At 39.2% G+C, this 21562-nt stretch carries 23 protein-coding genes; 6 read left to right on the plus strand and 17 right to left on the minus strand.

What is annotated here, in order from left to right:
* Positions 1-86 precede the first annotated feature (86 nt).
* Positions 87-530, minus strand: a complete 444-nt coding sequence (locus tag UN64_RS12445; RefSeq protein WP_077363131.1) for a MarR family winged helix-turn-helix transcriptional regulator — start codon at positions 528-530, stop codon at positions 87-89.
* A gap of 623 nt (positions 531-1153) precedes the next feature.
* Between UN64_RS12445 and UN64_RS12455 the strand changes: the two genes are divergently transcribed.
* Positions 1154-1381, plus strand: a complete 228-nt coding sequence (locus UN64_RS12455) for a hypothetical protein (protein WP_077363135.1) — start codon at positions 1154-1156, stop codon at positions 1379-1381.
* Between the two features lie 56 nt (positions 1382-1437).
* On the opposite strand, the gene UN64_RS12460 is transcribed toward UN64_RS12455, so the two are convergent.
* The 10 genes from UN64_RS12460 to UN64_RS12510 form a co-directional block, all read right to left on the minus strand.
* A complete protein-coding gene (locus UN64_RS12460; protein WP_077363137.1) occupies positions 1438-2241 on the minus strand; it encodes an alpha/beta hydrolase family protein in 804 nt (267 codons plus the stop codon).
* A 267-nt stretch (positions 2242-2508) separates the two neighbouring features.
* Positions 2509-3003, minus strand: coding sequence for a ParB N-terminal domain-containing protein (locus UN64_RS12465; RefSeq protein ID WP_077363139.1), 495 nt, complete (start codon positions 3001-3003; stop codon positions 2509-2511).
* A 114-nt stretch (positions 3004-3117) separates the two neighbouring features.
* The gene (gene desA, locus UN64_RS12470; RefSeq protein WP_077363141.1) at positions 3118-4140 is read right to left on the minus strand and encodes a Delta(5) desaturase DesA; all 1023 of its coding nucleotides are present in this window, start codon (positions 4138-4140) and stop codon (positions 3118-3120) included.
* 178 nt (positions 4141-4318) lie between these two features.
* Positions 4319-8665 carry a S8 family peptidase gene (locus UN64_RS12475; protein ID WP_077363143.1) on the minus strand — a complete coding sequence of 1449 codons (4347 nt, stop codon included), beginning with the start codon at positions 8663-8665 and terminating at the stop codon, positions 4319-4321.
* 626 nt (positions 8666-9291) lie between these two features.
* Positions 9292-9903 carry a flavin reductase family protein gene (locus UN64_RS12480; RefSeq protein WP_077363145.1) on the minus strand — a complete coding sequence of 204 codons (612 nt, stop codon included), beginning with the start codon at positions 9901-9903 and terminating at the stop codon, positions 9292-9294.
* A gap of 12 nt (positions 9904-9915) precedes the next feature.
* A complete protein-coding gene (locus tag UN64_RS12485; RefSeq protein ID WP_077363147.1) occupies positions 9916-10524 on the minus strand; it encodes an alpha/beta hydrolase in 609 nt (202 codons plus the stop codon).
* On the minus strand, positions 10525-11472 hold the full coding sequence (locus UN64_RS12490; RefSeq protein WP_077363149.1) for a ring-cleaving dioxygenase: 948 nt from the start codon (positions 11470-11472) through the stop codon (positions 10525-10527).
* Positions 11473-11748: 276 nt separating this feature from the next.
* The gene (locus UN64_RS12495) at positions 11749-12603 is read right to left on the minus strand and encodes an aldo/keto reductase (protein ID WP_281249427.1); all 855 of its coding nucleotides are present in this window, start codon (positions 12601-12603) and stop codon (positions 11749-11751) included.
* 331 nt (positions 12604-12934) lie between these two features.
* Entirely contained in the window at positions 12935-13105 is a 171-nt protein-coding gene (locus UN64_RS12505) for an aspartyl-phosphate phosphatase Spo0E family protein (protein ID WP_379832792.1), read from the minus strand.
* Positions 13106-13336: 231 nt separating this feature from the next.
* Positions 13337-13636: a hypothetical protein gene (locus tag UN64_RS12510; RefSeq protein WP_077363155.1), complete on the minus strand. Its 300-nt coding sequence runs from the start codon at positions 13634-13636 to the stop codon at positions 13337-13339.
* A 182-nt stretch (positions 13637-13818) separates the two neighbouring features.
* Between UN64_RS12510 and UN64_RS12515 the strand changes: the two genes are divergently transcribed.
* Entirely contained in the window at positions 13819-13992 is a 174-nt protein-coding gene (locus UN64_RS12515) for a YjcZ family sporulation protein (protein ID WP_077363157.1), read from the plus strand.
* Between the two features lie 48 nt (positions 13993-14040).
* On the opposite strand, the gene UN64_RS12520 is transcribed toward UN64_RS12515, so the two are convergent.
* Complete coding sequence (locus UN64_RS12520) at positions 14041-14631, minus strand: YitT family protein (protein ID WP_245802013.1); 591 nt, start codon at positions 14629-14631, stop codon at positions 14041-14043.
* 240 nt (positions 14632-14871) lie between these two features.
* On the opposite strand from UN64_RS12520, the gene UN64_RS20940 reads away from it, so the two are divergent.
* Complete coding sequence (locus UN64_RS20940; protein ID WP_171978890.1) at positions 14872-15021, plus strand: hypothetical protein; 150 nt, start codon at positions 14872-14874, stop codon at positions 15019-15021.
* 65 nt (positions 15022-15086) lie between these two features.
* On the opposite strand, the gene UN64_RS12525 is transcribed toward UN64_RS20940, so the two are convergent.
* On the minus strand, positions 15087-15338 hold the full coding sequence (locus UN64_RS12525) for an HPr family phosphocarrier protein (RefSeq protein ID WP_077363159.1): 252 nt from the start codon (positions 15336-15338) through the stop codon (positions 15087-15089).
* A 188-nt stretch (positions 15339-15526) separates the two neighbouring features.
* Between UN64_RS12525 and UN64_RS12530 the strand changes: the two genes are divergently transcribed.
* Positions 15527-15781: a hypothetical protein gene (locus UN64_RS12530; protein WP_077363161.1), complete on the plus strand. Its 255-nt coding sequence runs from the start codon at positions 15527-15529 to the stop codon at positions 15779-15781.
* Positions 15782-15987: 206 nt separating this feature from the next.
* On the opposite strand, the gene UN64_RS12535 is transcribed toward UN64_RS12530, so the two are convergent.
* The 3 genes from UN64_RS12535 to UN64_RS12545 form a co-directional block, all read right to left on the minus strand.
* The gene (locus UN64_RS12535; protein WP_077363163.1) at positions 15988-16326 is read right to left on the minus strand and encodes a VOC family protein; all 339 of its coding nucleotides are present in this window, start codon (positions 16324-16326) and stop codon (positions 15988-15990) included.
* Positions 16327-16726: 400 nt separating this feature from the next.
* A complete protein-coding gene (locus UN64_RS12540; protein ID WP_077363165.1) occupies positions 16727-17011 on the minus strand; it encodes a hypothetical protein in 285 nt (94 codons plus the stop codon).
* 85 nt (positions 17012-17096) lie between these two features.
* On the minus strand, positions 17097-19499 hold the full coding sequence (locus tag UN64_RS12545) for a penicillin acylase family protein (RefSeq protein WP_139343094.1): 2403 nt from the start codon (positions 19497-19499) through the stop codon (positions 17097-17099).
* 407 nt (positions 19500-19906) lie between these two features.
* Between UN64_RS12545 and UN64_RS12550 the strand changes: the two genes are divergently transcribed.
* Positions 19907-20095 carry a hypothetical protein gene (locus UN64_RS12550; RefSeq protein ID WP_077363170.1) on the plus strand — a complete coding sequence of 63 codons (189 nt, stop codon included), beginning with the start codon at positions 19907-19909 and terminating at the stop codon, positions 20093-20095.
* A gap of 196 nt (positions 20096-20291) precedes the next feature.
* Here the strand turns inward: UN64_RS12550 and UN64_RS12555 are convergent, their stop codons facing one another.
* Entirely contained in the window at positions 20292-20921 is a 630-nt protein-coding gene (locus UN64_RS12555) for a hypothetical protein (RefSeq protein ID WP_245802014.1), read from the minus strand.
* Between the two features lie 411 nt (positions 20922-21332).
* On the opposite strand from UN64_RS12555, the gene UN64_RS21505 reads away from it, so the two are divergent.
* On the plus strand, positions 21333-21416 hold the full coding sequence (locus UN64_RS21505; RefSeq protein WP_226536613.1) for a putative holin-like toxin: 84 nt from the start codon (positions 21333-21335) through the stop codon (positions 21414-21416).
* Positions 21417-21562: the final 146 nt, after the last annotated feature.

Consider the following 21562-nt stretch of genomic DNA (forward strand, 5'->3'; position numbering starts at 1 on the left):
TCAACTGTCATAGATGAAATAAGGTTTTTAAAGCAACCTAAAAAAAGAAAACCCTGAATCGGGTTTCGAAAGTTTTATATAAGAATCTATCTTGATAACTTGCTCCTTCTTAATTGCCCCATCGATCTAGTTAGTATTTTTAATGAATGAACAACCGTATCCCGTTCAAATTCATTCATTTGCGAAAAGATCTCATCTAAGTTTGCATTAACCATGTTATTAATCTCATGTGCAGTACGCTTCCCTTTTTCCGTTAAAGATAAAAAATAAAATCGTTTATCTGACGGATTAGTACTTTTAATCACAAGTCCCATTTTCATAAGCGTTTGAATCTGCCGGCTGAAAGTTGTAATATCAATGCCCAGCAAATCTGCAATCTGCTGCATGGAAGGTGCGTCATGTTTGTCAATTTCGTAAAGGATATGACTATGTACAAGTGAAATGCCTGTCCCCTCCATACGGCAGCACTCTTTCTCTAGACCATTATATCTTCTGTTCAGAACATGAAATAAACTTCTTACATCCTCCATTTATGACACCACCTTTGCTATCACTATAATTGAAGATCTCTCAAAAAGAAAAGAAAATACGTATTAAATAAATGCTTAGAAAATTAAGGTGTAGAAGAATGATTGGCTGAGGGGATCGGTGGGGTTTATATGGGTTTACGGTACGTGTTCTTTTTTCTGTTACACGTTCGCCGATAGAAGTGTCTTTTCCGTCGATAAACCTGTTATTTACACCTGTAAAAATGCTATTTCCACCTGAAGACGACAATTTCTCGCCGATCGAACCGTTCTTCATTCATTCATCATGTCACCAATAAAGCGAAAATGCTGCCCCCATTTGCTTAGTTATAAATTTTTTCACAAGAATGATTAAAGACTAATCATATTCTTTTGAATAGCAACCTCTTAAAAACCTACCTACATAAAGCTTTTTCTGTGTCTTTAATTGATTTCCTGCTTCAATAAAAAAAGAATCAACCATTTGTTTTAGGATTTTTTTACTAAAAAACTTTAACTAATAAACATCAAATTGTTCCCATAATAGTCCAAAAGATGTAGAAAAATGTATAAAAAGGTTTTAATTTTTTTCCAGGGGGTAACAAATAGTATAGAGAAAAAGCAAATGACTTGGGGGTATCATCGAAATGAATAGAGTGGAGCAGAAACGCAGTAAGCTTGGCATTTGGCTCGAACGGCATAATAGAGATACTGACTGGTTAACACGAACTTCAGGTTTAGAAAGAAAAATGATAGAAGAATTAGCATCGAACCCTAGAAAAAGTCCAAGAATGATAACCATTCGTAAAATCTTATCTGCTGTCAAAAGAGTCGACCCTACTATAAAAGTTAGTGATTTATGGGATATGAATTAGAACATGCACTCAAGAATTTTTGAGTGCATGTTTTTTTGCTCTTCTATTTTAATTGTTTATATAATTTGAAAACCATTCAAAAATTTCTCTGTCTCGATTTTGCTCATATTTATTTGTGCATGATCTCCGTCCTTGTAAAGAATGAACTTATGCACTACATTATTTTTTGTTAGTAATTCTGCAAGTTCTGCTGCGTCTTTATAATCCACTCTAGAGTCTGCTTCTCCATGCTGAATGAGTATAGGCGTTTTTATTTTTTCTGGCCAAAGTAATGCAGATCGTTCACAGTATTCATCTCTCTTTTTTGAAAAGTCACCAATGCGTTCAGCTAAAATGCTATCCATAGGAAATGCTAATGGTCTGCGCAGTAAATTTGTCGGAGCTCCAATCACTGCAGCCGCTTTTAAATCCATTTCGTACTTCATACAAAGGTAAGTCATCATTCCGCCGCGTGAATGACCAATCATTACTTTATTGCCTTTATCTGCATAAGGCAGATCATCTGCAAGCCACGAAAGCGCGAAAACGTCCCGGACATCGTCACCCCCAAATGCATCCTTCCCATCACCACCATCGTTCCCCCGATATTGTGATGCTAAAACAACATACCCTTCTAAGGCGTATTTGCTCAACCGATAAAGACGCTCATCGTCAAGTTTTCCATATTCGCCATTTCCTCCACGGTTATATATAAGAACTGGCAGCTTGTTATCAGATTTTGGCCTGATAATAAACCCGACTACTTTTAATTCATCTACCAAATATTCAATCCTGAATATTGTTATTTGACCTTCGTAATCACAATGCACAGGAACCTCAACTTTTGAAATTAGTTTTCCGTCATTTTTATTTCTTTTCATCCATCAAATCTCCCTTTTTTTTAACTGAATATGAACAAACCAATATTAGGAAGAAGCGATGATGAATGAAATTATAACAGGCTATTCTAAAAAAAAAGAGACCTTCGTAAGTACGATGGTCTCTAACATTTAACATTTTTATTTAAAGAGGCAGGCTGTGTAACAGACATCGTAATTGGTTTGCTCTGAAATTGTTTTTTTGTCACCACAGTCCCCTTCTTTATTCCCTTTATTTTCCTAACATTAAAATTGTACCCTATTTTTAATCTATTGGGTAGTTTTTTCCAAACATTCATCTACCTTAAGTTTCATTGAAGTAATTACTGTTTTTTTATACCTTAAAGCCAGTATGAGAATTTTTGTTCTTTCCACACGTGATAAACTCTTAAAACGAGGTTCTTCTTTTAAAAAATTACGGATAATTGAAACACTCTTTGGACTTAACTTATTAAAAAAATCCTTATTTTCCTTGTCTTGTTTTTGCACATTGAATACTCGGTGAATCCAATATTTTAATTCTGTGAACATTTTGTTTTCATCTATAATACACGGAGCAAACTTATTTTTAGTATGTTTTTGAAGGTATTCATAACGATCGTTACCGCTGATGATCGTGTAGTTTCCATCCTTTTCTTTTTTCACAACTAATATGTGCATACAATCCCACATTACATTTCTAAGTTTTTTTATGTGCTCTGTTATTTTAACGGTAAAATTAGGCTTTATTTTACTCATCGGTATATATTGAACATTTAACCTCATCTGCTCCCTCCTCCTTTTCCTGAGTAGGCATACAACCAATATATGTACAGATGTTAGCAATTGGAACAATAAAAAACCATCGGCTGTTCAATAAAGGCTGCCGATGGTTTACACTTATGCTGTTTTATTTTTACGAATAAAGTTGCGGATATCTCTGTTTCCGATAAACTTCTTAGACTGTTCATCCCATAGCTTAAACGTTAATGACTTTAGGCTTGTTAAAAGCGTAAGTGTAGGCACGTCTTGAAGCCTTGGATCACTTTTATGGGCTTTCTCAAGATGATAGTTAGGAACACGGGAATTCAAGTGATGCACATGGTGGAATCCGATGTTACCAGTGAACCATTGCAGCACTTTAGGAAGCTTGTAGAACGAACTTCCTTTTAAAGCAGCCTCTACATAGTTCCACTTTTCGTTATGCTCGAAATAACCATCTTCAAACTGATGCTGGACATAAAACAGCCAAACGCCTGAGAATGTTGCAATATAGAAGATCGGAAGTTCAACTAGCAGAAATGCTTTCCATCCAATCGCAAAGCCTACAGATAAAACAATTGCCACTAATGCAACGTTTGTCAGCCAAACATGGATTTTTTCCTTTTTTGAAGCGTTTTTAGCATTAAAGCGGTAATCGATTAAAAAGATATATAACGGTCCGATCAAGAAAAGAACGATCGGGTTGCGATATGTTCGGTATTGTAATCTTTTAAACCATGAAGCTTCGGCATATTCCTGCAATGTCATCGTCCAGACGTCACCAACGCCTCGCTTTTCTAAGTTTCCGTTTGTAGCGTGATGAGTCGCATGGCTGTTTTTCCATTGTTCATATGAACAAAAAGTAAATAGCCCTGTAAAGATACCAACGATTTGATTTGCACGTCGGCTTTTAAAAAATGAATAGTGTGTGCAATCATGAAAAATGATAAATGTGCGGACTAAGAAGCCTGCTGCTGGAACTGCACAGAGAAGCGCTAACCAAAACGATATATTTAAACTCAGGTAAGCTAAAACCCATAAGATCAGGAATGGCCCAACTGAATTAATTAATTGCCATACACTTGCTGATATACGCGGTCGTTCAAACGGTGCTAATTTTTTCTTCCATTCACGAATGTCGTACTTCGAATGTTCGCTCATTAAATCAGTCTCCTTTATTTCACATCTTAACTATCTTAACACAGATTATGTGTTTAGCATCTACTTATATTTGTCGAATTATGAACAAATTATATGACCAGGTACTAAATATCACAAAAAAACCAGTTCCCCCTTAGAAAAGAAGGAACCGGCATAAACTTTTTTTTACTAAATTTTATTACTTTTTCTTCGTATTAATATACAGTTTTCCTGCAGCTCTTTCGTGAGTTTCATTGCCATAATCATCAGAAGCAATTACTTCAATTACAGCTCCCGGTGCTTTCACATTGGAAGTTGCTGTGTAGTATCCTTCGTAATGTCCTTCTGAAGTTTCTCGCATCGGCAGTTCAGTAGCATTTGCTAATCCGCCTGTGTTTGTTAAAGGCATGTGAATCACGAATACCGCATCAAGGCCAGGCTCACTGTCAAACTCGATCTTCACAGACTCCCCGCTCTTCAGCTCTTTGTCTGTATCAGGCATCAAGTTCTCAATAACTGGCGCTTCAAACTTCGCATACACTTTTACAGTCTTAGCATGGCGATTTCCGGCTTTATCGAGAGCCACAACTTTAATCACATTTTCTCCTTCATTTAGGAGCATACGGTGGCTATAGTTACCTTCTTCATCAACTTGCGCTCTTTGACCATTTACTTTTACCCAGTCAAGGTTAGCTTCATCAACTGTACCTGTAACTGTTACAGATTCACGATTCGTTTTCATATTGTTTTCTGGGGAAGTGATGCTTACTCTCGGTTTTGTCTGATCCAGCGTGATCGTTACTGGAGCTGATTCATCGGTTGAACCTTGTTCTGTAACGGCTTTCGCTGTAAGTGTATTCACACCATCCTCAAGTGTGACATCTGCAGAGAACGTTCCTTCATCTGTAGTTGCTACACTCGCAACTTCTTCTCCGTCGTTATAAATCTCAACGGTTGTTGTGGGAGCAGCTGTACCAGATACGGTTACGTTTTCTACATTTGTAAACGAACCATCTGCAGGAGAAGTGATGACAGGTGCCGTTACTTCGTAGTTAACCGTTGCACGGATCATGTAGTTTCCTTCATCTTCAGGAGACTGAGACCATGCTCCTCCAACTAACTGATAGCTTCTTCCTGACCATTCTCCATCTTCATCCGTTCCAAGACCTGGTGTGTTCGGATTCGGGTGACTCTGGATATACACCATGTAGAAATCTCCCTCTACCATGATGCCATGCTCACTTAAGTCAACATGTGTCCATTCGCCGTTACGAAGTGCAGTTGCATTAAACGGACCTGCTAGTTTCTTACCAGGAGTACCGTCTGGACCGCTTGCATCGTAAACAGCCACTTGGAAATCAGTTCCGCCTGGTACTGGCCATTCTGTATCCCAGAATCGGAACAATCCGCCAGTTACGGCTGCTTTTTCATTACCTTCAGCAAGAGACATTTTCACTGCCCATCCATTTCCTGCATCATAGAATGCTCGTGCATTTTCAGCCGTGCCATCATCATAGCCGATCTCGCCAGGATAACCAATGAAAGGTTTCAATTCGATGTTTTGTTCTGCATTTTCTCCGCCTGTGATTGTAATAGATGCTTCTTCGCTGTAGTAAGAAGGAGCAACGACTTTTAGAGTGTACTCTCCTTCATAAGCTTCAATTGTGTACGTTCCTTCTTCATTTGTTTCAACAGGCGCTACTGCTGCATCTTCCATAAGCATTACAGTAGCTCCAGCAACTGGTTCTCCTGTAACTTCGTTCGTTACAGTACCTGAAACAGTACCTCTTGGAATTTCTTCTAAAGTAAAGTTTGCAATAGCTGTTCCATCCTGTTCAACATTTACAGTTTGAGTTGCTGAGCGGAATCCGTATGCTTCAGCCATTACTGTGTAAGTTCCTGCTCCATGAGTTAAGCCGTAAGATCCGTCTTGAGGATCTGTGTACACCGATCTTCCAGACTCGAGTACACTAACTTGTGCTCTCATCGGAAGTGCCATCGGTGCTGCATCTCCGTCTTTAGATGGCTCTTTTTCTTCTGAAGGTTTCATTGGTGAGATTTTAGCTGGGTCTACCTTTGGCTTCGCTTCTAAAGATGGAGCTTTATCGATGGAACCTTCACCTAATTTAGCTTTTTGAGCAGGTGCTAAAGGCTGATCCATAAGCTTCACATCATCTAAATACCAGCCAGCTTTTACAACTGAACTGTCAGTAGTAACATTGAATGCTACATAAACGCGCTGACCCGCGTACTCGCTTAAGTCTGCCTCTCCATCGATCCAACCTCCGGATGTGGAGTTAACGCGCAATTTCTGTGTCCAATTTTCCATATCAGTAGAAACAAATACATGTCCATAATCATAGTTGCGTTCTAGGTCATGCCATTGTTTGAACTGCAGATAGCTGTTGCCCTCTGGCAGATCAACTGGAGGCATGACGAGTGTCATGTTAGCACTGTTTGCATAGTTTCCTGCAAGGTTAGTTGCATACACCTTTTCACCAGAATGTGCTGCTCCAGGTCCGCTTGCTGGAACACCGTGCTCCCAGCTATTGTTAGTACCAAATGAAGTCCAGCCAGTCGGGCTGCCTTCGAAATCTTCCTCATAGCCAGTTGAAATTCCAGGCAAGAGCGTTACTGCATAATCATCTGTGGAAACCTCATTACCACCGAAGTCGTTGACGATCCACTTATAAACGATCTGATCACCGGTTAATGCATCTCCAGGAATGGTTGCCGCATACGTACCAGACTTATAGTCTCCACCGGTGCGTTCAGCAGCCACTTCAATCCAGCTTCCATCTTCGTTTTGGTAGCTTAATAGAACAGAAGTTACACTGACATTATCTGATGCTTGTGCCTCAAGGTTTAAAGGCATTTCTTTGTAAGATTCACTTGGTGCTTCATGTGTGACAGAAGGAGCTTCTGTATCCTCTCCCTCTTTTGTTACTGTCCCTTCAATTCTTCCTAAACCTGTAACTACTGAAGATACAGCTGTAAAAGCATTTACAAGCCCATGTCCGTAGCCATTGTTAGGAGAATCAGGGAATGTTGCATCAGTTAAAGGTGTTGCCGTAGACATTAGGATGTCTTCCATTTCTTCTACCGTTAAGCTCGCATCAACTTGTCGAAGCAACGCAGCAATTGCTGATACATGAGGTCCTGCCATAGATGTTCCATTCCATCCGCCCTCATAAGCGCTTCCTGGAACAGAAGAACGAATATTTACGCCTGGAGCAGAGATTTCAGGCTTCGTTTCATCATAAGGAGAAGGACCTTGAAGTGAGAAACTAGCTAAACTGTTGTTAATGTCTGTGGCACCTGTTGCAAACGATTCAGGATAGTTTGCAGGTGTTGCTACAGATCCAGGACCGCCTGGGTTAAAGATGGTTGTGTTACCAGCTGAGAATTCTGGGAAAATTTCAGCTGCACGCCATGCTGCAACCATCTCTCTGTACCACTCATCAAGTCCAGGTCCGCCGCCCCAAGAGTTGTTAACAACGTCTGGCGCTTTTTCAGGGTGAGGGTTTCCTGCTGCATCTTTTGGAGCGAGAATCCATTCACCGGCTTCTAATAAATCTACATCAGATCCGCCGTTTGCAGAGAATGCTTTTACAGCAATCCATTTTGCACCTGGCGCCACACCGATCTGATTTGCACCACTAGGCTCTGAACCTACCATCGTACCCGTGACGTGTGTACCATGACCGAGATCATCGTAAGCAGCTGCTTGTCCGCCAACTGCATCAAACCAGTTGTATTCATGGTTTGCAGCATCAGGGTTAGCCGGATCAAATCCGCGATACTTCTCTTTCAGGGCTGGGTGATTCCACTGTACACCCGTATCAATGGATGCAACTACAGTTCCAGCGCCATCTATTCCCATATTCCAAACGGCAGGAGCTCCTACACGTTCGATATTCCATTCTATGGATGATGTTTCATTATTCGGTTGTACCTGCAATGCAGATTTTTGTTTTGGTTTTTCAGGAAGTTTAACAGAACTTACTGGCTGAATAAGCTGTCTTGTTTCATTTGGAAGGACTTTCTCAACTTCAGGGAAAGCTGCGATTTCTTCCATAACATCTTTTGTAGCCGTTACTGCCATACCGTTAACGACATAAAAAGATTGGATATCTGCTGCTTTTCCTGCTTTCTGTTGTTTTTCTAAGTATGTTTTAGTGTGCTGTTGAGTTTCAAGTGCCTTTGCACGAAGAGAGGAAACGACTGAAGAACGCTTCATTAATTTTGATTGATTCGCAGTTAATTTTTGAGCTTTTGCTTCTTTAGCAGCTTTTTTTGCTACCTCGGCTGTATCTACCTGATCTTTAAATTTGATAAGAAACGTGACCTTATCCTTTTTGCTGAATTGTTCATTTAGTTTTTTGGAAACCTTACTTTTAGTACCTTCTAATGCTCCTTTTTTAGCTGAAGTAGAAGGTTTGTCTTTCGATACGGCATTAGCTTGAGATGGGAACATCAATGGAACAACCATTAAAAAAGCTAAAAATACGGATAGCCATCGTACTTTATTTCGTTTTTTACTCATGTTGCTTTTCCCTCCCTATTCATTTTTGTCGTACAGATCAAACTAGTAAAAGTAAATCCCGGTCACACCTCCTGCTTTTTTTAGATAAAAATCTAGTAATTCTTTGTTGCTATTTAAAGGATAAAGCAAGTCTACTGTAAATTAGTGTAATAATATGTCACTTTTTTACCTATATATTGGAAAATAAATCCTTTGTATGAGGTGATATTCGTCATTTCGTGACTTTTGGACAAGAAAAAATTTAAAGTGTTTAATTATCGGAAATATTACTGTCTTATGACTCAGGACAAACGAACTTATTTTAGTGAAATAAGAAAAATTTGTTAAAAAATGTGAATTACGTCCCTTTTTTTCTTTTACAAACTTTCTATTTATCTACCGAATTTTTCTTCATACTTTCATATAAATCAGGGGAAACCCATAATGAACCGTTCTCCAGTTCAAATTCTTCGCTACAGATTGCCTATGATTATTTCAGGCAAAACGATAAATAATACCCAAAAAAGAGTAACAATTATTATCCCAAAGGATATATATCCATAGACTCAGTGTTAATTAACAACCCACCATTGTCGTTTTTTGACACGAAAAAAATCTCCCCCTTTAAAAGAGAGAGACTTCATTTATTATTCTGGCCGGTTTAATGAAAAGGTTTCTCCAAGTTTTGCATAAACAGTTCCGGCAAGTCTTCCAACTGGCCTTAATTTTTCTGCATTAATTCTGCCGCCGTTATATAATTCTTCAGCAATAGGATAATGAACTACTCTTCCAATAATAAGATCGGTTGCAGGCTGATCTGATGTTCCGCCAAGCGGCAAAATTTGTTCGACAACACATTCCATCCGGATTTTTGCTTCTGCAATCCCTGGAACCTTTACTTTAACAGAATCCACAGCTGTCAATTTTGCAAGATCCACTTCACTTTCTTCTGGACCAAGGTTAGCGGCAGTGAGATTTACCGCTTCAATATAGGTTTCATCTGGAATATGAACGACAAATTCGCCTTGTGCTTCTGCGTTTCGTGATGTATCTTTTTGAATACCGTTCTTTCTGCCAATAGAAATGGCAATCAAAGGCGGATTAGAAGTTAGGGCATTAAAATAGCTGAATGGTGCAGCATTTAAGACCCCATCAGTTGATAATGTACTGACAAATGCGATAGGTCTCGGAATGATGCTTCCTGTTAAAAATTTATAGTTCTCTTTTATGGAAAGAGTGTCAGGATCGATTGATTTCATTCTCTCACCTCTTTAGCTAAAATTTTCGGCAAACCATTCTGCAGCTTCTTCTACTTCAGCTCTAGAAAGCTGATGCCCCATGTTCTCCCATTTTACTTGTACCTTAGCACCAGCCTTGGTGAGCAAATTCTCAAGCTCTTCCGTTTCAGCTGCCGGACAGATCGGATCATTCTTACCTGCTCCGATGAACACAGGAAGATTAGTAAGCTCCGGCAGCTCGATCCCTCTCCTTGGCACCATAGGGTGATGCAGGATAGCTCCTTTTAACGCATTTTCATAATGGAAGATCAGGCTTCCAGCAATATTGGCACCATTAGAGTATCCGACTGCGACCACGTTGTTTCTGTCAAACTGATATTTGTTTGCAGATTCATCAATAAATTCATTAAGTTCTTTTGTACGGAAGATCAAATCTTCCTCATCAAAGACACCTTCTGCTAATCTGCGAAAAAACCGAGGCATACCATTTTCAGAAACATTACCCCGTACACTTAACACAGCAGAATCTGGCGAAATCATATCTGCTAGAGCTAATAAGTCTTCTTCATTTCCTCCAGTACCATGCAATAAGAGAAGTACTGGCTTTCTTTCATCGGTTCCTTTTTTAAACAAGTGTTTCATTTATTTGTCCTCCTCTAAGATTCTTGGCTTTGCAGGCAGCAAGTGTCTTTGTATTTGGTCTCGATGTGGTTCGAGCCATGGCGGCAGAAGCAGGCTCTCCCCTAGTTCCTCTACTGTCTCATCCCGTGTAAAACCAGGAGGATCTGTTGCGATTTCAAAGAGAATCTGACCTTCTTCACGGAAATAAATAGCATTAAAGTATTGACGGTCGATAATCTCCGTGACATGAAAATCATGTTCTTTCACGTGCTTTTGCCACATTTCATGTTCATCATAACTGCTGGCACGCCATGCAATATGATGGACAGTACCTACCCCGCTTACGCCTCGAGCTTCTGGTGATAATTTGATATCAATGACATTTCCAAGATCACTTGCTGCTTTAAAACGAAGGTAATCTCCATCTTGACCGATTTTTTCAAGTCCCATCACTTCTGTTAATACCTTCTCAGTCTTATGGGGAGCTGCAGAAAATAAAACAGCACCGCCAAAACCTTTTATAGCATACTGTTGGGTTATTTTACCAAACGACCACGTACTGTTCTCACCTTCACTTCTTGCAACAATCTCTAGCTGCAATCCATGCGGATCAATGAATTCAAGGTATTCTTCATGAAAACGAACCGATTTCTTATATTCAACATGAAATTGAAGCAGTCTTTCTTCCCAAAATGGAAGGGCTCCTTCAGGGACAACAAATGATGTTGTGCCAACCTGTCCGCTGCCGACTCTGCCGCGATAAGCATCTGGCCAAGGAAAGAAAGTCATAATCGTTCCGGGCTTTCCTCCTTCATCACCGAAATAAAGGTGATACGTTCCAGGATCATCAAAGTTTACTGTTTTCTTAACCAACCTAAGACCAAGGATTCCAGCATAAAAGTCTACATTTTCTTGAGGATTACCTACAATCGCTGTTATATGATGAATTCCACCTGTATGCATCGTCATAACGTTTAACATCCCTTCAATAAACTAACTTATTTTTTGTAAGTTAAGTATATAAAAGCTAACTTACTTTTGTCAAGTAACTATATTTGTTTGTAGAAGTGTTAGGTAAAAGATCTCCTGTTTCTTAATTTATGTACGAAAAACCTTATATTTAGCTTTACCCTTATTGAGGATGCAGAAACAGACAGATTAACATCAACCAAAAAGTCCACATGGAATGTATTTTCCACATGGACAAAAATTGAGTTTTTGTAATTGTATGGGGTCAGACCCCTTTTAGAAGTCGAAGTTATCTGGGTCTGGACCGATGCGGCGGTCTTCATTAAGAGCATCGATTTTTGCCATATCCTCTAGAGACAGCTCAAAGTCAAAGATATCTGCATTCTCAACGATGCGGTGCTGTTTAATGGATTTTGGAATTGTTACAACTCCATTTTGCAGATCCCAGCGAAGGATGATCTGTGCTACAGATTTTCCGTATTTCGCCGCAAGTTCAACAAGTGAAGGCTCATCTAGTAATTCACCCTGCATAAGCGGGCTCCATGCTTCCATCTGGATATCATTGTCTTTACAGAATAGAAGCAGTTCTTTTTGTGCAAGACGCGGATGGTATTCTACCTGGTTCACCATCGGCTTGATCTCACAATCAGCTAGAATGTCTTCTAAGTGATGCACCTTGAAGTTAGATACTCCAATCGCTTTTACTTTACCGTCTTTATATAACTTTTCTAATGCACGCCATGTCTCTTTGTACTTTCCTTTAACTGGCCAATGAACCAAATAAAGATCTAAATATTCAAGCCCTAGCTTTTCCATGCTTGTTTCAAAAGCAGCAAGTGTACTCTCATATCCTTGATCTTTATTCCAAACTTTAGTTGTAATAAATAATTCTTCACGCGGAACGCCAGCTTCTTTGATAGCTTGTCCAACGCCTTCTTCGTTTTTGTAGATCGCAGCTGTATCAATACTCTTGTATCCAGCTTCAATTGCCCACTTAACAGAATCAATAACTTCTTGTCCTTCTTCTACTTTAAAAACCCCAAGGCCAAACCAAGGCATCTTTACTCCGTTATGCAAAACGGTAGTATCCTGCAACGTTTTAATGGCTGTCATCTGTTTAATAGCCTCCATTTCTACATCTCTTTTTTACTTATAAGAAGATATTGTCACATTCTGCTGTAGAAAGGAAACATTTCGACTTTTAGAAGGTATTTTAATCCTTCTATGGAAGTAGTATCCAACACAATATTTAAAGTGGGGTGTTATCGTGAAGGACAACTTGATTCATTTTAAATCAAAAACCGAATCATTAAAGAATATTCCTGAACAAGAAATTACCCTGATTCAGGAAATTAGAGAACTGTTATCGGAATTTCACTGTAATTATCCTTTAGTAACAAAAAAGGCCATTTTACTTCGCATTGATCAACTAACAGATGAACTCATCTTCAACAAGCGCTGATTAAAAACTTGCTTGTCTTTGAATGACATTTAATAATACATCTAATTCCTGACTGCATTTTACAGTCTCCTTGCTGGTTAATCCTTTACGATCTGCAACTTCTACCAGCTTTTCTTTTTTTTCTTTTATGCATTCCAATAGAAGAGAGTTATTCCATTCTTTTTTCTCCACGAAAATCGGCTCCTCTTTTGTCATTTTAGTACTTCTCGATTATTATGACGGCTTTTTGCCGACTTGAAAATACTTTCCACAAAAGAAGAAGTAATGTTACAAATCCAGACATTTTTTTACATGTTGAATCGTCATAAAGACCTAAGATTTCCTACAGATTAATCCATTATTCAGCCGCATTCTTCTCACAGATCCTCAGAGAACAATAAAAGGATGGGTTACCCCATCCTTTTATTGTTTCCGATTGTTATAGTAGTTTACAGAGTACATTGCTCCCTCTTCTACCATCTTATTATCATCTACATCCATCGGATCTGGATGACCTGCTTTATTAATTGGCAGCTGAGTTCGTTCGATATGATCCGGACGCACCCTGCGTTTAAAGTCTTTAATCTTCATTTTAGTTTTTATACGATTTGGTTTAAAAGAGAGCCAGACCAATGCACCTGTACCAAGGCCGATCAAAGCCCATGATTGAGTTTTTAATAACCTGCTTGTGGTTTTCATTTGAGTTTGGGTTGCAGTTTGCATATATAACGCCTCCTTTGCTTTAAGTTACCCCAATCCACTCAAAACGTAACATGATTTTCTTTGCAAAAATATTACATAACGCCTAATTCCAAAAAAACTAAGCTTGTGTCCATACACGCTTAATACCTATCACATATACTGTATCGAAGTCGAAAGTACAAATCGTAAGGAGGAGTTTTAGAATGTATGCAAATTCACCGGTAAATGCTTCACTAGCGAACGCACCAATGTATGGTGGCGGATATGGTTATTGTGGTGGCGGAGGTTATGGCAAGAGTTTTGCGATCATAGTAGTTCTATTCATCCTTCTCATTATCGTTGGTACTACGTGGGCGCACATAGGCAAAGATTGCTAATTTGTACGCCGCAAAAAAAAGGGTGCGGTTTTATAACCGTACCCTTTTTTACATATATTGCTTTGCTTTTTTCTGAAATTGTGCAGTTCTAACGTAGTCAATGATCTTTGTACTGATCCACTGACAAATGACAGCAAACAAAATAATCGGGGCTCCAACAGTTAGCGAAGTGAAAAGCAGCACGATGCTGTTGATCCAAAATAGAATGATGCCTGGTTTCTTTCCTGTCCACTTCGCGATTATTAAAGCAAGAATATCCATCCCTCCAGATGAAGCTCCATAACGGAACAGAATTCCTACTCCTATCCCAAAAATTAAAGCCCCATAAATTACATCAAAAAGTATATTATTCACAGGATTTTGTATCAAAGAAGACAGCCAATCAACCGTTACTGAAGTTACAGCTACACAATATATCGTCCATAATGCCGTTTGTTTTCCAAGTTTTTTTACTGCAAGGAGCAGTAAACCGAAATTTATAATCCATAATGTCAGGCCAAGAGGCACCTGAAAGAAATAATCGTTTAAAATGGCTAAGCCTGCCACTCCGCCCGATGGAACAGCGTGTGGAAATAAAAATACAGCCATCGCAAGTCCTTGTAAAAAAGCCCCGGTTGTAAACCATATTACTTTATGCAAACTTTATCCCTTCTTTTTCTAAAGCGTCGTTTCAACTATCTATTTTAGACTCTTCTCATCAGATTGCAAGTGGGTATAGCAAACTTTCTTTCAACTTTGATTTTTAAATGTAATCAATCATATTTCGAAATGAATGAGCATAGGTTTATTATAATTTCTCCTTTTTAGAGGAATAGGGCCCTGTTCATCTCTTTTGCGGTAACAACATACTTTGGAAACAGCAGAAAGGTGGACAATATTTTGAGTCAGCACAATTCCAGTGATATTAAGGCTATTGAACAAAAAGCAAGAGAAGAACATAAGGAAGCAGACCTGGCACGGTCAGCTGTACAAGAAGTCCTTTTGCAGAAACTTGTCCAAACAAGCAGAAGCGGCAAAGATAAAAAATAAAGAAGGCTGGCTCGGAAGGACGCTTCCAATAAGAGCCAGCCTTTAACTTTTTGTTTTCACACAAACTAATTTAAAACTTTGGTTCCTAAACTGCGCAGCGCATCAACAGCTATCCTGCTATTTTCACCTTGTGCTGAAACACAGCAAACTCCTTGCATCCCATTTAATAAACTCATACTCAGCTGACTTTTTGCATTGATCCTTAGTGCGTTGCATTCTAAATAAATCTGGCATTTTTCAAACTCATTCGCCTTAATGACCATTTCCTGAATCCAAGCAGGTTTGATTTTTTCCTGAATCATAAAGTACGTCTTCATTTTAAATTCCCTCTTTTCAATCTGCCTCATATTAATCGTACAGATAAAATGTAAACACCGTTTAAACACTGTGTAAGATTTTTGTGGCTTATCGTTTTATCTTTATGAGAGAACTAAAAAATAATGGTATGAAAAAAGCACTAATTTGCAACATTATGTGTAGAACGATCATCTAAGGAGTTTTTTCAATGGCATATTATATTGCATGTGATTATGATGAACCTGACCGTCAGACGTACAGGGGGATCGTTATCATAGATACTTTAACGAACGAAGTAGCCCACCGCTTCTACTCGGGTAATTTCGATCATGATTTTCAAGAGTATCAAAGCTGGCTCGAAGATACCGAACCCTATTATTACGAAGGAGAAAGTTTAGTGAATTATATTGGTGATCTGCATGATCCCGCCTTAAATGACGGCCCCGATTTAAACCTGTTTTAAGTAAAAACTCTGGTCTTTGAGCGAGAAGGGAAGATTTTGAGCGAAACGAAAGGTAGTTTGAGCGCAGCGAGATTATCTTGAGCGTAACTCGACTTTTTTGAGCGAAATCTTAATGAGTCTGAGAAACGTGTAATAAATATAAGAACACGTACCGTAAAAACACAATAAACACGCCGGGGAGTCCTCATCCTGGCGTGTTTTTCATATTAATCTTTATTCGTAAAATCTATGATCCGAATTGGGTTGCCTGCCCCATCTTTATAGATCGCATACCTGCCAGGTGGAATGCTGCATGGTGTTTTAACAAAATGAAGTCTGGTTTCGTTATCATCATAGAATTGATCGACACTGTCAACAACAAATACCCCGCCTGGTCCAAGCTCCAGTTCATCTTCTTCAATCATTAACTGAACTTCACTATCAGGCATAGCTAATCCCATCACTTGATTGCCTTCACGCCACGCTTCAGTCATACCGAGCTCCTCATAATATCGTTGTGATTCTTGTAAATCTTTTACCGGGTGAAACAAAAATGCAAGCTTCATTCCCAAACCCCCCTCGTAAAAAATTCTGTATTATGTCTTAAATTGTATTCGCATCTGATTTGTGTATACGTAACTTTCCATCTATGCTGTTTATTTTCCTGCATCCTACAATTAAAAAATGATAAAAAACAAGAAAGTAATTTTCATTGTTGTTTTTGAAAGGAGTTGACCTCCTTCCAGGATGCTCGCTTTCCGGGGGGCGTGCGGTGAGCTTCCTCGTAGCATGCCTAGCAAGAAGGTTCTCATGTGGTAGGCACGCACCTTGCACTCCTATCAACATGTCAAAGGAGAAATAAGTCGAAAGCAACAATCTATTAGAAAACCGCCTTTTGTAAAAATAAAAAATCGGGGCTGCCAAAAGTAAGTTTTACTTAATTTTGGGACAGCCCCTCTTCACTATTTAATAATATGGGTACGGCGGATATGGCGGATAAACAGGATAGATTGGATATGGGCGCGGTGCCAATGCTAATCCAGCGATCGTTCCAAGTGTTAGACCGATCAGAGCAGGTGCAAAGAAACGGTCACCGCTCTCATCCTGCGGGTTTGAACTATATGGCAGAATGTATGCCTTCTCCTGATCTACATGCTTTAGGACACCGTGATACCTTGTTCCGCAATGGCAGTCGATATAGACGGATCTGCCAATATAACGGCGGCAAAGGTGGTACGTTTGGTATGACAAAGGGTAAACCTCCCAGCTTGTTTTGCCTTTCTCTACACCATATGTCCAACCCTGTATTTTGACAGAGACAAGTGTCCTGCACCTGTTAATTTTCTTTAGATGACTGCAAAACGAGATGTCTGCTTTCATCCTTGTTTTTCATTTTTAATTCTGTAATGTGGTACTTGCCGGTTGCCCAATCTTTTACTTGATCGCTGTACCATGGGCTTAGGACATGTCCTGATTGACCCGGTCCTACTACATGATAGGCCTTTGATGTGTCAGCCATATCGATGATCATTCTCCATGCGCCGCCGTGAGTAATGTTTCCTGTTTCACGATTCCAGCCCGCTACTCCGACTGTAACACGGCTGCCTCCCATCTCTTCTGAACCCGGGTTAAACAAAAGATTCAATGGTTTAATAGCAGCTAATGGATGCTCAAAAGTCAGAGAATGAAATTTGCCCCATCTCCAGCCGGAAATATCTTGGCCATATTTATCGGATAGCTTCGTGATCATACTTGAAAAAGAATTTTGAGCTACGTTTTCAAGTCCGCCGTTCTGTTTGATCCAAGGTCCAGGATTCCCTGCATATGCTTTTCGGATAAGTTCATCCACTACTTGTTCCCGTCCGTCAAACATCTTCATCATTTCCTCACTAATTTCATCTTTAAATAGTTCATTACTGAGGGATTCTATCCAAATATGAAAAATAAGAGGAGCTGCGCTGTCTTTACTGTCATTTTTATTCCATTTTTTCAGGACGGCAACAACTTCTTCTTCCTTTTTTGACAATGGTTCATTCATTACTAGCTCTAAAAGAATCGGAAGCATTTCCTCAGCCTGTTTATTCGCTTGATCGAATTGAAGAGCTTTCATATCATCTATTGTCAGTTTTTGATTTGTCCCTAACACTTCAACAATCCTTTTCTGTCTATAGGGCTGTGCGAAAGTATCTGATATGTGATAAGGATACGAATCTGATGCTACCTTGTTGTTAGCAGTAGCAATAAACCCTTTTTCGGGATTTACAGTTGTCGGGAGCTCGCTCCACGGAATAAAGCCTTTCCATTCATATTTGTCCGTCCAGCCTGGTACAGGAAGAGATGTATAGTCTTGCTTCCTGATTGGAATAAGACCATTAGCCTTATAGGCAATTGTGCCATCCGTGCTCGCAAAAACAAAGTTTTGAGCAGGAGTATGAAAAGATTCTAATGCCTTTTCAAACTGCTTCCAATTTTTTGAGCGATTCATTTGAATAACAGCTTCTAATTCCTTCGATGGCTGAAGAGCTGTCCATTTTAAAGCTAAAGCTGTACCCGGCTTATCTTGATGAGCAAATTCTGAGATCACCGGACCATGTCTTGTAATCACAACTTCATGCTCGACATCGGGTTTATCCTTTATTTTAATTACTTCCTTTATCACATCGGCTTTTTCCCAATTGGCCATATACTGAAATTCATAAGGATTATCAGGATTCCTTTTTTCCACATACAATTCCTGAACATCCGGACCAACATTTGTGACACCCCATGCGATTTGTTTGTTATGACCGACAATTATTCCTGGAATGCCTGCAAAAATTACTCCGCTAACTTCATAATCCGGCGCATTTAAATGAGTCTGGTACCAGATTGATGGCGTTCCTAGCTGAAGATGCGGGTCATTTGCCAGAAAGGGTTTACCTGATTCAGTTTTACTCCCCGAAACGACCCAGTTGTTGCTTCCGTTGTGAAAGTTAGGAATCACTGCATCTGCGAAACTTTTATCGAAGTCAAGACCGCTTTTTTCTAGATCTTCTAATATAGATGGAGCATCTGCCGGATAACCTGGAAAGAGATCTAATGCTTTTTCTTTTGGGAATTTCTCCATCAAATAGTAGCGAAAAGCTTGGCCCTCCCAATGTCCTCCGAGGTCAAACGCCATATATTTTCCGATTACCAGTGAATCGATAGGTGTCCATTTTTCAGGTTTGTAGCCAACCAGCAAGAATTCGATCGGCAACGTGCTCTCCTCTTTTGCCTGTTCCATATAAGCGTTTACTCCATCTGCATACCATTGAAGATATTGTTTGGTTTCAGATGAATATTCGCTATAGGAAGCTTCAGCCGCTCTTCTCAATCCAAGGGTCCGGAAAAATTGGTCCCTTGATAGTGTCTTTTCACCAATGACTTCACTTAGCATTCCAGAGGCTTGTCTTCGGCTAAGATCCATTTGAAACATCCTGTCCTGCGCGGTTATATATCCCTGAGCCATAAACAAATCTTTCATAGAGTCTGCTTTAATATGTGGCACACCGTGATTGTCTCTGTACACATCAACTTTTGAAGTTAATCCATTTAAGACAAGTGTTCCATTTATTTGAGGCTCACTTTTTTGCAATAAAAAATATGCTGTACCGGCTGCCGCTCCTAAAATAACAATAAGTGCCGCTCCAATAATGATTAAACTCTTTTTCCAAGATAACCTTTTACGAATGCTTTTTCTCTCAAGTGCACCGTCCACAAAGATCCCCCTTTATCTGACAATCTACCTATTTAAATTCTCTGAAGGGATGGAATTACCTGTGAAAAAAGTAAGAAAAGTACAATACTTAGAGGATCTGCAATACTTTTCGCCTGATTTTTCTTGAAACAGACAGAATTTTCAGAAATATGTCGAATATATCAACAAGCAGTATATTATCAAGGCTCTTTTCTAAAAGATTGTTTCTTTTAAATCCGTGTCTACTTTGACAGTTGATTGGAGTGGAAGGTGCGAGACTCCTACGGGACAGGCGGGCAGGTGAGACACTTAAAAGTGAAACGTCCGAATGTGGCTCACCGCCTGCCCCGTGGAAAGCGAGCAGCCTGGAACGGAAATCAACTACTTCCAACAGCCACAAAATATAGGAAAAAAAGGAGAGATTTATAATGGCTAAACTTCTTGTAGATTTTGAACTCAGCCATGGCCAGGAGAAAGTCACTCAAGGCAACATTGTGATTGTGAATATTAACCCTGGAAAATCAAATCTCCATGATCAAGTAAGAAAACTGATTGCAGAACAATTCAATTGTTCTGCCGGTACCATTTCTATCAAAGAAATAAAAATGAACACTTAGAAGAAGAGATTCTGAGCTTATTAAATAAAAAAAGAGGTGCTTAATTAAAAGCACCTCTCTATGTATAGGGGACTTTATTATCTCACCTATACACAGCTAAAAAAAGTTCCATAAGTCATATAACGCTCGACCTACTTCCATCCCTTTTATCGGAAATTTTTAAAAATTAAGGCCAAGCTATAAAACTTTTGGCATGTTAAAAATGGGAGCAAATAATACTTTCAATCTCATCTTCCTTCATTCTCCCTGAAATGCCCGGAGTTTCAGCGAAATATTTCACAGCCTCATCACAGGTCAAACCAATCTGACTGAGTCCCTTCGCGATTGTTGTTAAATAAGTTGCTGGCGGCGGATTTAAATTCTGCTCATGCAGATCCAAATTACATGTGAACGTAACCATCGGATATCCTTCTTCCTCACCTAAGTAGACCATCCTGCTGTACCATCCTGATCCAAAATGGATGTATCCTTTCTCGATTACTTCTTCCAGATCAGCTTCTATTTCATCACAGCTGTTTTCTTGTGCTGTCACATCCAGAAATTGTTCAACTGTAACCAAATATTTTCTTCCATATGTTTTGTATTTATCATTTTTTTCGTGACCGATAAAGGCTACTCCACCCTCTCCCCACTTGGTTCGTTCTCTTGCAAAATAGAGTGGGAATGGCAGAACAGCTTTACGATTTTTCAAAGGCATCGCTGGATTTCTGCAGCCTCTTTCTTTTTGTGAAGAACCTTCAGGCTGATCGCCAAGAATGTAGCATAAAAAGCGATGCTCCATCAGATTTGATCCATAACTTACATACCATACATAAGATGTATCCAACCTTTTTCCTCCTCGAAATTTTCCTTGAATAACTGTCATGAAGTCCCCGTTTTTTTTATACATTGAAATACACAAGGGGGATTGAATAATATGACTAGAAAATGTTTAGTTGTCTTACTCGGTGTGTTCATTTTCCTTTTGACTCTGTTTATGGCTGCTCCTGTTATATAAAACAGAATTGTATTATTTATAGTTATTTAGACCTATTTGATATGGATAGAAAAAACATGATCAGAAATTCCGCTGGATAATATTAGGAAAATAAACCTATTGACCTAATTCTAATTATTAGAAATAGTTATTCCGATTCTTGTACGAATAGTGCAATCGGGATAAAATGGAAAACATACAATACTTTTCCTTCTCTAATTCTTGTACGAGTCTTGCCTATTATAAAAAGGAGGGATTGGGATGACGGTATTTGAAGCAATGTCGCTGATGATTGGTTTTTCAATGCTTGTTCTTACCATTATCCGCTCCAAAGACAACTCCTAAGAATAGAGAGAAGTTTTATTGTTTCAATTATGCCATGCAGGCGCATGGCTTATTTTTTCGGGATATACCATCTATGTAATAGAATTACCTTCTATTTTAATTGTAAAACAAAAACCTTGCTGGAGATATACTCTAGCAAGGTTTTT

The organism is Fictibacillus arsenicus (assembly GCF_001999465.1).
Classification (GTDB): Bacteria; Bacillota; Bacilli; order Bacillales; family Fictibacillaceae; genus Fictibacillus; species Fictibacillus arsenicus.